Consider the following 12424-nt stretch of genomic DNA (forward strand, 5'->3'; position numbering starts at 1 on the left):
TTTATTTTACAATACCAAAATATCTCTCTTTTCTTGTTAACTTTATGCAATTATACATATTCAAAAAAATTACACTATAAAAATATTACATGTAGTAAAATATAAGTTGTGGATACATTCTATAAAGCAGATTCTTTTGAAAGACGTAACATTTTAGCAATTATAAAAGATGTCGCGTCACTCTAATATTGATCTCAAATCTCTTGTATTTTGTGAACTAACAATCTGGTATATATAGACGATTCTGTTTTATAGGATGTGTTTACACGTATAACAAAGGGATAATACGGATAGGTTTATACTAAATGAACGTGGTTCAATTCGGAGAAAAGACACTCATTTTAGAGTGTCTTTTCTTTATATACATTATTAAAATTGAATTTCTTCTACAGCTCCCTCTAATTGAATAATAACTACGCCTCAATTTCATCCTGATATTACAAGAAAAGAACGGAGATATTTCATCCTAGCTCTTATTTAGCAATATCAACTTATTGTATATATTCCCCAATCATTATTGTACTTCATTGGCTACAAAGAAATGCTCACATACGCTTGAAATACGTTTTAAATCCACATTACCACCTGAAATAACCGCTACTACTTTTTTCCCCTTTACGTATTTATCAACTTTCCCTGCAAGAAGAGCGGCTGTGGCTAATGCTCCCGCTCCTTCTACGACAGCCTTTCCGCGTTGCAGTAAGTCTTTCATTGCTACTTCTAATTCTTCTTCCGATACAGTTACAATATCATCTACTAGGTCTTTTACAATTTCAAAAGTTAAATTTCCTGGTATTTTAACTGCACAACCATCTGCAATTGTTGGGGCTTTATAATGTGATACAATTTCTCCAGCATCGTAAGAAGCTTTCATACCGTGTACGTTTTCAGCTTGAACTCCAATAATATTAATGGAAGGATTAAATGATTTCAGTGCAACAGCGATCCCTGAAATAATACCTCCCCCACCAATAGGTATAATGACAGTATCAACATCCCACATGTCATCCAGAATATCTAAACCAATTGTCCCTTGGCCAGCCATTACTTCTACATCATCATATGGATGTAGGTATGTTTCTCCTGTTTCTTTTATAATCTCTTCACATTTCGCTTTTGCATCATCAAATGTATCACCGTATAAAATAACTTCAGAACCATATCCTCTAGTCGCATCCACTTTAGCTTGCGGTGCGGAAGTTGGCATTACAATTTTGCTTTTGATTTTAAGTAAATGAGAAGATAATGCAACACCTTGTGCATGATTTCCAGCTGAACAAGCGATTACACCACGTTCTTTTTCTTCATTTGTTAGTTGGGAAATTTTATTAAATGCACCACGAAACTTGAATGAACCTGTTAACTGCATATTTTCTAACTTCAAATAAATTTCTCCACCGGTTTTACTGGTTAAATAGAATGATTTAACCAAAGGTGTTTTTCTAGCATTTCCATACAAAATTTTTTGTGCTTTTTTTATATTCCCAATGTTGAGTGGTAAAATTGCATTACTCATAATAACACTTCTTTCAATGGCTTATAATCTAATTCTAGTGTTGTTCCTAAGTTCTCATAAGTTATCGTACCCTTATAAATATTTATACCAGTTGCCAAAACTGGTTTATGTTGAATTGCATTTTCTAATCCATCTTTAGCTATCGCTAGTAAGTATTCAATATTCCCCTTAGCCAATGCCATAGTAGAAGTACGTGGGGTAGCACCAGGCATATTGGGTACTGCGTAATGAATTACATCATGTTTAATAAATACAGGATCATCGTGGGTTGTATAATGATCGACCGTCTCGATCGTACCACCTTGATCTATTGCAATATCCACAATAACACTTCCAGGCTTCATGGATTGTACCATATATTCTTTTACAATTTTCGGAGGTTTAGATCCTGGTATTAAGATTGTTGAAATAAATAAGTCTGCTATTTGTATATGTTTTTCTAAGTTTTGAGTATTAGATTCAATAACTTCAACAGGATCATTTATATATCTCTCTTTTAAATATGTTATCTGTGTTTGGTTCAGTTCTAAGATAGTTACACTACACCCAATTCCAATTGCCATATCACATGCATTAATCGCAGCATTTCCTCCACCTAAAATGACTACATTTCCGGCAGGGATTCCCTCAATACCTGATAATAAAATCCCTTTTCCTTGATGTTGTTTTTCTAAATAATATGCTCCCATAAATACGGCGCGACGGCCAGCAATTGCACTCATTGGCTTTAATAATGACAAAACACCATCTTCGCTAATTGTTTCTCCTGCAATTGCAGTAGTACCAGCATTTCTCATTGCTTCTACACACTCTTTCGATGCAGCTAAATGTAAAAACCCCCAGATTATAAGATCTTTTTTAAAGTAACGATATTCTTCAGGTAATGGTTCTTTTACTTTAACTACCATGTCGACTTCCCAGGCTTCTCCTTGTGCTACTAAATTTGCGCCTGCACTTGTATATTCATCATTTGTATATCCAGATCCAATGCCGGCATCTTTTTCTACTAAGACTTGGTGTCCTTCTTCAACCAATTTTCGAGCATTCTCAGGAGTCATGCCTACACGTGCTTCTCCTTTTTTTATCTCTTTTACTACTCCAATTTTCATCTCTAACACATCCTTTTATACAAGATATAGTAACTACAATTGAAAATAAGTAATAATTTAACAAACTTATTATATCCATTTATATTATTTTTATCGCCAAATTCCCTTTAAAGAAAAAAGCCCTGGTTAGGGAGCCTTATTTTGCTTTTACAGTAAGGTTATCTAAGAAATTGCTAATTGAAGAAGCTTGAAAAATACGTAGATTAAAAGATCTAATATCATAATGCTTTTCAGTAATTATAAGTATTGATGGAAAGAATTTAGATTCTTTTGGCTGCCAAGATTCGTTATGCCAATTCTGACTCTGGAAGTACAACTCATACCTATTTATTTTATCTTGCATAACTTTTTTACTGTAAACTGAATTCTGAACTTCAATGAAGAATGGAGATCTACGCCAAATTGTAAATGCATCAGGTTCCATGAAATCTTTACCGTACTTTGGCTCCACTTTAAACAGTTTCGGTTTTTCATAATGGATAAGCTGTTTATACACGTCTACTATACCGAGGAAGTGGAGAATTTTTTGGCTAGTTTTGCAAAGTGTGCTGGGTTGAGGGAAGTAGATGTATGGCTGCTGCGAGATATTGGCATCCACATGACCATCTCTTCTTAATCGTTTCATCACCGTATTACAGCAAGTCACTGCATTCTTTAATCCTTGAAAGTGCAAATCAACAATATCATCACGAGACATACATCTAAAACGTTTCAGATTGCTAAGTATCGCTTTGTCTCTACTCATCATAATTTAACACCCCGAATAATTGATTTTCTTCTTTTGTTGAATTTTGAACTTTTATATGCTCTTTTAGAACACGATAAGGTTCAACTATCTTCTTAGCTTTACTTAATTCTAAATAAGGAGCTTGCACTTTCTTTAATCCATTTAACTTTAATATCATTTGACCCGATTGTTCTAACTGTTCTGATCCAGGTGTACCCATGATGTTACTGTTAATTACGCTATCACATTTAAATCCCATTTTAACTGTCATATTGAGCTTTAACTTACCATCCAATACCTTTGCATCTGGTCTCTGCATACTGAGCATCAGAAAGACTCCGAGTGCCCTGCCGACTGCTGATATTTTTTCGACTATAGACATGCATTCTTTTTCATCTTGTAACATGGCAACTTCATCTATAGCGAGTATGATATATGGTTTCTGATTGTCAGAGTTCAATTTGTTATATTCATCGATATGATCCACTTCATATTCTTCCATCAGCTTTCTACGCTCGCGTATTTGCTTCCACACTTTCTGTAGCACCATCTTCATTTCAATTTCTTCCATGCAAACCTCTTTTACGTGTTTCACTCTTCGCAAGAAATGAAATTCGGAATTCTTCAGGTCGCCTAGGTACAAATGCAATTTATCAGAGGACATATGCTGAACGAGTGTAGTTAGCACAACACGTACCATACTACTTTTCCCACTCCCTGTTTCTCCTGCGATTAGAAGATGCGGTGTATTCGAATCTACCAAGTCATACGTAATCATGTTTCCGAATTGGTCTCGGCCTACCACAACAGGAAGACGATGCTCTTTTAGTAACGGCTGCCATTTTTTATAACTGTAATTATATGTTTGTAATCCTGCATCCGAATGAAACACATTTAGTAAAAACCGTTTAATATCACCTTCAATTGCTACATTGCGTCCTAATATTTGTTGAAAGCAAAACCATTTCTTTTCGATAATCTTCGGATCCAAACCATTTGGAATGGTAAATATATATCGAACTTTTTCTTTCGAAGAAGCAATGTCCTGTATCTTCGGATAAATGGGTACTTTCCCACCCCGTGTTTGATGGTCTACATATAAACCCGCTTTTCTAAATACCTCTATAAGTTGATTCCTCAAACTTTGTTTATGAATCCATTCTTTGATAAGTCCCATGTAACACCTCCTAGAACATGATTAAGATCTTGACAAATACATAGCCAATAAAACAAACTCCACCTATTCTCATTCCATGATACATTCCATCACTTAAAAGTTTAGCTGCTGCAACGTGATCATTTTTTACAAGATGCTTTTCTAGTAGCACCCCTCCGATTGTCGTTACTCCTAAAACTCCTAAAGAGATAAATGTAGTTAACATATAAATCTCCCCTTTATAAACAGAATTTTGAATGCTGATTATATACAAGTTTATAGACCAAATACCTTTGTAGCATTACTTTGATAGCTAACTTGATAACTACTTTGGTAGCAACCTTGATACATCATATTGCGGATGGCTTGTACACTATTCAAACTTTCGTGAAGTTTAAAAAGTTTAATTTTTGTACATACTTTTTACTAATTAAGAAAGTAAGGGAGTGGAAATGATGTTTGGACTAGGTAAACAACGTTCGCGTTTTGGCAAATTTATTGATAAAAACGGGCTTTCGCAACAAGATATAGTAAAAGAAAGTGGAGTGAACAGAGGGACCATCAGTAGGATATGTCAGGGAGATGCATTCCAACCTTCATTGAAGAATGGGAATAAAATTATAAGAGCGTTAAAAAAATTAACAGGAAAAAATGTTGATTATAATGATTTTTGGATGTAGCTGACTAAACGTGGTCAGCTTTTTATATTGTTGAAACTTTAATAAAATAAAAACTATGTAAGGATAAAAAAGCGTCCAATTAAGGACGATTCTTACTTATCGCTTCACATATACATTGCTTTATGATAGTTTAATAACTTTTGCTCATTGCTATGTACCTGTTTCTGGATAGGTTAAGTTACACAAAATGACCTGTGTGTTACATGAAGCTCGTGATCTCTTTCTCCGTATGAGCCTTTAATTTATTTTTGGTAGTGGAGAATTGTTTTCTTCAATTACATCATTAATAAATTTGTCTAGTACACTTCCTGCTGCTTCTCGCATTTGATTTGGTGTTGAATTACTAAACACCTTTTCTATCTCCCGGAGTAGTTGCCTTAAAGAATGATTGTTCTCGCTATTTTCTAGGAATTCCTCACCCAAACCTTGAACAAATGTGCTAATAACAATTACCTTTTCCAATTTAGTTAGTTCCATCTCTATTCCTCCTAATCAAATCATCATTCTCATCAAGCATGATATTTTCACTATTTAATAAAGAGTTACCAAACGCCTTTGTGTTATAACAATGTAGACTTTCATGAATCAATGTGGTATCTCAGCTGTATATATTCTGTGGTCTACAATCAATGGTATGGTTTCCATTATTCCCCTTCTGTTCTTTATCATAAATATGTGAGATGTCATTAAGAAAAACTACAGAACCTCATTACAAATTTACTCATAAAAACCTAATTACAATCTTTGATTTATTCCTATTTCATGAAACATTTACTACCTTAATATAGTTTTTAGTCTAGAGCACCCTAACCTTCAATGGTTCTCTTTTAAATTCAAATAACCCCTATCTATTTTGGACAAATTTACCGGCTTAATTAGCAGAAAATTTGTGTTATTATGAACTTGTTGGATATCCCAATACATTCAACAATGCTCAAAATTGCATATTTATTATGCAACCATCCATCCAGATACCTTAGCTAATACTTCTCCCTAATTGTCGTTATTGCTAAGGTATCTTTTTAGATGTCCTGTGTGCAGGGCTTTTTATCTCAGTGATAAAACTATTTTCCCCATCATGTTATCAATATTTTTATTACATTTTCTTAACAAAATTCAATTCCGTATTTTTACTTTATATATTGATTTTAAGTTTTCAAGTTTTGTCCTTACCATTTTGAAATCTTATTCTAAAATCTAAACATATTTTTGCGACCACTAAACTAATATATAAAGTTTAAATAACTAACTTTTATTTCATATAAAATGGTTGCCATAAAGATAAGGCAAATATCCAAGTAGGATCTCCATTTCCTTGATAGCTTTGAACCGCTTCATAAAATTTCCCTTGATATTCTACTTTGTCCCCTTTTGTATATGCCTTTTTCGGATCCCATTTTTCATAAGTTACATTTTGACTCTTTGTTGTTACTGTAAGGATATTGCTTTGAGCCGAGATATTTCCAGCCGCATCTACAGCCTTTACAGTATATTTATATTCTTTATTAGCTGTAAGATTTTGATCAGTAAACATTGTCCCTTGTACAGTTTGAATCAATTGTCCATTGCGTAACACCTGATATCCCTTTACACCCACATTGTCTGTAGAAGGATTCCATTTTAGCTCTACACCGTCTGATGCAACATTGCTTGCATATAATCCTTGTGGCTGTGTTGGAGATTCTGTGTCCGGTTTCGGATTAACAATTTGATTTATTTTCTTCAGGCCATCCTTTGTAACTTCATATATTACTTTTTTATCAAAGCTTTCGCGTTTATTATTATCCAGATTTGTTAATGTTGCTCTCTCTCCACCTTCTAGGTGTGTAAGTTCAATAAAATTGCCCACTTTTACTGGGACTGTTTTTGTTTCAGCATTTTGTCGGTTATTCCCATAAATCTCTTTGTTATATACCACTTTACCTGATGTATCCTGTACTTTAATACTTGCATACGTACTATCAAAATAATTGTGTGGTGTCCCTGCTATTAAACTAACTTGCAATTCTTCTGTTGATTTATTTAAATCAAGTTTTGCAAATTCAAAATCTCCTATACCCTTCATCGACCATGCAAACCGATCCCCTTCTAAAATGTTTGGAGATTCATTTTTGATTTTCACCTTTTTTTCCACAGTTTGATCAAATATATCTGTTAATACAATTTTTGCATAAGTATTTGTTGGTAATGATATAGATTGACTGATTCCATTTTGGTAAGATTTAATATCATTAATTACGTTAATCGGTTGGCCCGTCATATTTTCATTATTATAAATTTCAATTTTCCCCTTAAATTGAGGTGTACTACTATCTTTTAATTGCCAAGTTATATTTAATTTTTCATTTTCATAATACGTAGACTTTACATCATAATCTAGTTTTCCTATTTCAGGTTGGCTAGGTTGATTTAACGTAAATGTTTTTCCTGTTCCAATAGTTGATCGAGAGTCTCCCCCAGCCTTAAACCAAAGATATTCTGAAGTAGCTCCCCCATCCCAATTATTATTCAATGGCTCTTGCCCCTCTATTGATTGAGTATTCCAAGATGTCCATTTTTTATCTGAGATATTTCTTCCATATCCATTTTTTACACGTGCCTCTCTTACATCTTGTCCATTACCAAGCCAGTCTTCTTGAAACAGCGTTTGTCCATAGTTAAATGTAACGTTAGGAACTGGAAAGTCCATAATCCCAATAAGCTTCCATTGGTTTTTTGAAACATCTTTTAACCACTGTCCAAATTTTGTGTGTCCATTCTCTTGCCAAGAACGCATTGTCATGCGATACCAATTATAATTCTTCCAATCATATGTCGTCTGAATTTTAAGACCTGTTCCTTCTCCACCAAAATTACTTGCAACTGATGTAGGGGATACATATTCTGCTTTTATTGCTTCCTTAGAAGAAATAGGATCCCAAACTGCAAAGTGCAAAGTACGCTTTCCATTTTCATCAAAACCGCTTTGTTGTTGGAATCCAGCATACCCACCAGCTTCTCCCCCCTGGTTCCAGTTATGTACAGCCCAATATGTATAAGGTGCTGTTTGAACAGGAGACCAATCTATACTAATAATATCTGAAGAAACACTATTTTTAGGTGTAACATAAACTCCTGGAGCAGACGCCGCCTCTATGATAGAAATTGATGATCCAAACATCGAAAACACCGTACTAGCTGCTGTAATTGCTAGGATTTTTTTGACGCCATTTCTTGTTCTTTGATTGAACATAATTTTCCCTCTCCTCTTTCGTTATTAATAACTATTTAAAATAATATCTCTCTATATACAATTGAACAAATTCCCCATGAATGTAGTACTATTTTAATAAAATGGATATATTTGATGTTATTTTCACTGTTATTCAATAAGCATTTATAGTATTTCGTTATAAATTTAAGTTATATATCGCTGAATTTATCCTATTAACAATAGAAAAATTCATAAAAATAAAAATATTTTAGAACTTTTTAAGCACTTATTAATTAAAAACCCCCATTTTTCTACAAATGAGGGCGTAATGCGTTGAAAATCTTATAGTTTACTTTCTACATCTTACTTGTCTAAAAAATATTGAATTCATTTTTAAGTATTTGATGATATTGTTTCTCTGTTATTTCTTTTTTAATTTTCTTTCCATGCCGGGTTTCTGTAAAACTTTGCTTAGTAAGTGCAATATGCCCGTGTTCAATTAATTTACAAATAATATTCGCCTTATTTACTGGTGATTCTGGATGCTCTATAACCATGTTTTGTATAGCATTCACTTTCTTTTCATTAATTGCATTTAAATAAAAAGCATAACCGATAGACCAGGTATCACTAAGATCCGAATCAAAAAAATGTGAAGTTTCTCCATTTTTTCCTTTTTTCATTTCTAATACATGGGTTCCTTTCTCCGTATTTTGTTTACGAACACGATATTCACCCGTTACAGAAGTCACGCTGTCACCGTGAAAAGGAACAGGATGTAAAGGGAGATAGGATGCAAAACCGGCGTCTATAATATAGTTTTCATATTTGTGTTGTAAAACGATAAGTGCATGGCCATCATCAGGGTTCCACTTTCTTGTTTTTGGATCATATAGAGTTCCAGCTATTCGATACACATTAAATCCACAATCACACAAAAAATAATATAATAAAGAATTAATTTCATAGCATAATCCGCCACGATTCTTTAAAAGCAGCTTTTCTTCAATATTTTCTCTAGAAAATTCTTTCGTATTTCCTTCCATGATGTCTAAGTTTTCATAAGGTAATAAGTGCCCCATCTGCAAAAGAATTCTATGTAAATCTTCAAATTTCACATTTTCTCTTGGGGGAATTTTTAATTTTAAGAAAAACTTTTTTTGTAATTCAGTTAACATTATATATCTCCTCCATTTGCAGAAATCATATATATTTACCTATATATTAAGACTATTAATTATATATGGTGTACAGCTTGATTAATACATTTCATAAGAGTGTGTAGCACTAACCATATTAGCGACAATTAAGGAGCAAGTGCTCAAAAATTCCTTAATATTTATTCAAATGTATGTTTTTGATATTTTGATATCTTTGCTAATTCCCCAAAACTGAGTTGATAAGAATTTTAAATGTAACGTCTAAAAGTGTACTGTATGAAAAAACAAAAATAGAGAATCTAAGATGCAGTTATTATTTAGATAAATAACTATATAACCTTTAATCCTTCTACTTATACATATAATACTCTTTATATCGTTCAAACTTAGATTTTTTTGTTTTTGCTGGTATTATGGGTGACCTTAATGTTTTAGAGGGTGCCGCTTGCTTTGGCATTTCTAATACTCCACGTTTCTTGAGCTCTCTATACAAACTACTCACTTTGCACCCTACTATTTTCGCAATGTCTGGATATTCGGTCCCTTGATTAAATAATTGAACTGCTTGTTTGCATCTTTCATCCCATTTTTCTTCTGTCGTTCGATTTTTAACTGATTTTTTTTCTAGCTTGAAATACTCTCTTTCTATATTACACTTCTCCGCATTATACTGTTCTGCGTCCGCTTGAAGATTACAAAACTCCTCCCCCTCTAAGGGTATCATTTGTGCTTTTTTCGTAATTACTTTCATGTTTCATTCACCTCATTTTATTTGATAAATTCTCGCATCCTACTACGTTATCTACAATTATTGCTAGTTTCTCAGATAATACTTATAATAAGGCCATTAATACTTCTATCCTTATCACTTCTATTACAACTTTTAATTAATTATTTACAAGCCACATTGATTTTGCTGTTTACGTAAACTACTTATTTGACATTCAAATTGATGTACATTTCTTATACATATCCATTCCTTCTTAACACCAGCGCCTGCTAGCAAATGTAATCCCACTTCAGTTTTATTTTTCTTTTAGCAGCCTTTTCATCAAAAATCAATTCCGTTCCTATTTGACATACTGCTTTTCCAATTTTTTAATCATCAATAAAATATTTATGTACACTACTAGTATGATGATCTTGCAAATCTAAAATACAAATTCTCATTTCTCTACTATTCATAATTCCAATCTCTGCGGTATAATAGTTGCCAATATTACACCCCTAATGACAGCGCTTTCTAATTCTAATAGATTTGATTGATCCCATTTGAACAAGTCTGTCCATTTTTGAATCCAACTCCAAACAAGCCTACAATTCCATTCAAAACAACGGGTATTTTAGTCTGAATTTTAAAATTATTTTTCTGTACAAATGTTGCCGATGTGGTAAAATTATAAATGAAAAAGAGTATGGATTTAAAAGAAGTCAATGAATATAAAAATTGGCTTTTTTCTTGATGGAAAATGAAACAAAAACTTCTTTAAATCTTTATTAGTGATAAGTTTTAAAGAAAATCCATCCTGGTTATAGTTTTACATAATTGTAAACTATAGTAAATTGATATTATTAATATTGAATATTCTTAACATTAATCCCACCTATACACATCAACAAACAAAACATTACTATTAATTTCTACTAATTTTTTGTAAACATACTAAATTATCACCTCTTAATGTATTTATCATTAAATTTATATATTCTGTTTTATAATTTAAATACCTCTTTGTATTTAATATTTATTTTACAAATACAGGTAATCTATCAAATATAGTGAATATGAATTAGGGATATGAAGTCTATACATCTTCTTTAATTTCTAAAATTACTGATTCAGAAAATTTATAAGTAACCTACTACTATTTATCAATGTGTAGCATAACAATTGCCCTCGAATCTTCAAGTAACCCACCAAAATTAATTTGTCTTTCAATAATTCCCTTTAGGTGTCCACCTACTTTTTCAAAAAGCTTCTTTATCTTGAATAGATCCTTTTTACGTTCAAATAAATATTTTGTTCAAACTTGTGCTTACCCTAAAAAAATACAAGTGATTTTATTCTAGTCACCTTGAATTTCTTGCACACCTAGTGAAAAGAATCCGTTTTTTACTAACGGGTTCTTTTCTTTATTCGTCATACTATAACTAGATTGTTACATTTTTTCACAGCTCACCTTTACTTGCATAAATATTCCGTTCTTATAAATCCTTAAATCCTCTTTCCTTTAATGCTTTTATGTTATTTGAGTCTATTCATGTAAATTCATTATTTCTCCCTTATTCAATAGCCTCTGAACCTGTGAGTATAAGGTTTATCTAGAAATATAGTCTAGGACACATAGGATTTTTGTGTACGAAAGAAAAAATCGTAATTGCAAACAAAAACCATTTATTTACCTATTTTAAGTTTCTAAATTTGTATTGATAATTCTTGGCTTTAGAAGTATCCTATACATATTCAAACATTTGAAGATGTATAGGATACTTCTGAAATGTTAAATGTAAATAAATACTAGAGGTGTTTTAATGGGGACCGAAATGCAACAATTTAAAGCAGATTTCTTTAAAGCTTTATCGCATCCTTTACGAATAGGTATTTTGGAACTTCTATCAGAAGGTGAAAAAAGTGTAAATGAAATTCAAAGCATTCTTAAAAAAGAAGGTTCTGCAGTTTCTCAACAATTAAGTGTATTACGCGCGAAAAATATTGTTGTTGGCACTAAAGATGGAAAACGAGTATTATACTCCCTTCGAGATCCTATGATTATGAATTTATTAGTGGTTGCGCGGAAAATTTTTAACAATCATTTAATTGATACAATTTCTATGTTAGAAGAGCTAGATGAAGCAGAAAACGAAATGGTAAAGGAGGAATAA

General features: G+C 32.4%; 11 protein-coding genes. 2 read left to right on the plus strand and 9 right to left on the minus strand.

Annotated features, from left to right (window positions below):
- Window positions 1-514: 514 nt before the first annotated feature.
- From tdcB to ACLBXA_RS22100, 5 genes are all read right to left on the minus strand, one after another.
- The gene (gene tdcB, locus ACLBXA_RS22080) at window positions 515-1516 is read right to left on the minus strand and encodes a bifunctional threonine ammonia-lyase/L-serine ammonia-lyase TdcB (protein ID WP_000063415.1); all 1002 of its coding nucleotides are present in this window, start codon (window positions 1514-1516) and stop codon (window positions 515-517) included.
- A complete protein-coding gene (ald, locus tag ACLBXA_RS22085; protein WP_000690455.1) occupies window positions 1513-2625 on the minus strand; it encodes an alanine dehydrogenase in 1113 nt (370 codons plus the stop codon). The genes tdcB and ald overlap by 4 nt, the downstream gene beginning before the upstream one ends.
- A gap of 136 nt (window positions 2626-2761) precedes the next feature.
- The gene (locus ACLBXA_RS22090; RefSeq protein ID WP_277489730.1) at window positions 2762-3373 is read right to left on the minus strand and encodes a replication-relaxation family protein; all 612 of its coding nucleotides are present in this window, start codon (window positions 3371-3373) and stop codon (window positions 2762-2764) included.
- Complete coding sequence (locus ACLBXA_RS22095) at window positions 3363-4529, minus strand: FtsK/SpoIIIE domain-containing protein (protein ID WP_277489731.1); 1167 nt, start codon at window positions 4527-4529, stop codon at window positions 3363-3365. Before ACLBXA_RS22095 ends, ACLBXA_RS22090 begins: the two co-directional genes overlap by 11 nt.
- 10 nt (window positions 4530-4539) lie before the next feature.
- Window positions 4540-4734 (minus strand): hypothetical protein, encoded by a 195-nt coding sequence (locus ACLBXA_RS22100; protein ID WP_000958235.1) that lies wholly within the window; start codon window positions 4732-4734, stop codon window positions 4540-4542.
- A gap of 229 nt (window positions 4735-4963) precedes the next feature.
- Here ACLBXA_RS22100 and ACLBXA_RS22105 point away from each other — a divergent pair, with 229 nt between their 5' ends.
- Entirely contained in the window at window positions 4964-5188 is a 225-nt protein-coding gene (locus ACLBXA_RS22105) for a helix-turn-helix transcriptional regulator (RefSeq protein ID WP_000467347.1), read from the plus strand.
- 237 nt (window positions 5189-5425) lie between these two features.
- On the opposite strand, the gene ACLBXA_RS22110 is transcribed toward ACLBXA_RS22105, so the two are convergent.
- The 4 genes from ACLBXA_RS22110 to ACLBXA_RS22125 all read right to left on the minus strand — a co-directional run bounded on the left by ACLBXA_RS22110 (window position 5426) and on the right by ACLBXA_RS22125 (window position 10292).
- A complete protein-coding gene (locus ACLBXA_RS22110) occupies window positions 5426-5665 on the minus strand; it encodes a hypothetical protein (RefSeq protein WP_000424046.1) in 240 nt (79 codons plus the stop codon).
- Window positions 5666-6440: 775 nt separating this feature from the next.
- Complete coding sequence (locus ACLBXA_RS22115; RefSeq protein WP_447617484.1) at window positions 6441-8420, minus strand: DUF3472 domain-containing protein; 1980 nt, start codon at window positions 8418-8420, stop codon at window positions 6441-6443.
- 332 nt (window positions 8421-8752) lie between these two features.
- Window positions 8753-9559: an arylamine N-acetyltransferase family protein gene (locus tag ACLBXA_RS22120; protein ID WP_097982017.1), complete on the minus strand. Its 807-nt coding sequence runs from the start codon at window positions 9557-9559 to the stop codon at window positions 8753-8755.
- 331 nt (window positions 9560-9890) lie between these two features.
- On the minus strand, window positions 9891-10292 hold the full coding sequence (locus ACLBXA_RS22125) for a hypothetical protein (RefSeq protein ID WP_000864835.1): 402 nt from the start codon (window positions 10290-10292) through the stop codon (window positions 9891-9893).
- 1781 nt (window positions 10293-12073) lie between these two features.
- Here ACLBXA_RS22125 and ACLBXA_RS22130 point away from each other — a divergent pair.
- The gene (locus ACLBXA_RS22130; RefSeq protein WP_000536397.1) at window positions 12074-12424 is read left to right on the plus strand and encodes an ArsR/SmtB family transcription factor; all 351 of its coding nucleotides are present in this window, start codon (window positions 12074-12076) and stop codon (window positions 12422-12424) included.

The organism is Bacillus sp. D48C, assembly GCF_053345735.1.

Bases quoted from the DNA above. Each gene is read 5' to 3' on its own strand.
- ACLBXA_RS22120 (WP_097982017.1), bottom strand. From the start codon at position 9,559: ATGTTAACTGAATTACAAAAAAAGTTTTTCTTAAAATTAAAAATTCCC.
- ACLBXA_RS22130 (WP_000536397.1), top strand. From the start codon at position 12,074: ATGGGGACCGAAATGCAACAATTTAAAGCAGATTTCTTTAAAGCTTTA.
- ACLBXA_RS22125 (WP_000864835.1), bottom strand. From the start codon at position 10,292: ATGAAAGTAATTACGAAAAAAGCACAAATGATACCCTTAGAGGGGGAG.
- ald (WP_000690455.1), bottom strand. From the start codon at position 2,625: ATGAAAATTGGAGTAGTAAAAGAGATAAAAAAAGGAGAAGCACGTGTA.
- ACLBXA_RS22115 (WP_447617484.1), bottom strand. From the start codon at position 8,420: ATGTTCAATCAAAGAACAAGAAATGGCGTCAAAAAAATCCTAGCAATT.
- ACLBXA_RS22105 (WP_000467347.1), top strand. From the start codon at position 4,964: ATGTTTGGACTAGGTAAACAACGTTCGCGTTTTGGCAAATTTATTGAT.
- ACLBXA_RS22110 (WP_000424046.1), bottom strand. From the start codon at position 5,665: ATGGAACTAACTAAATTGGAAAAGGTAATTGTTATTAGCACATTTGTT.
- ACLBXA_RS22090 (WP_277489730.1), bottom strand. From the start codon at position 3,373: ATGATGAGTAGAGACAAAGCGATACTTAGCAATCTGAAACGTTTTAGA.
- ACLBXA_RS22095 (WP_277489731.1), bottom strand. From the start codon at position 4,529: ATGGGACTTATCAAAGAATGGATTCATAAACAAAGTTTGAGGAATCAA.
- tdcB (WP_000063415.1), bottom strand. From the start codon at position 1,516: ATGAGTAATGCAATTTTACCACTCAACATTGGGAATATAAAAAAAGCA.
- ACLBXA_RS22100 (WP_000958235.1), bottom strand. From the start codon at position 4,734: ATGTTAACTACATTTATCTCTTTAGGAGTTTTAGGAGTAACGACAATC.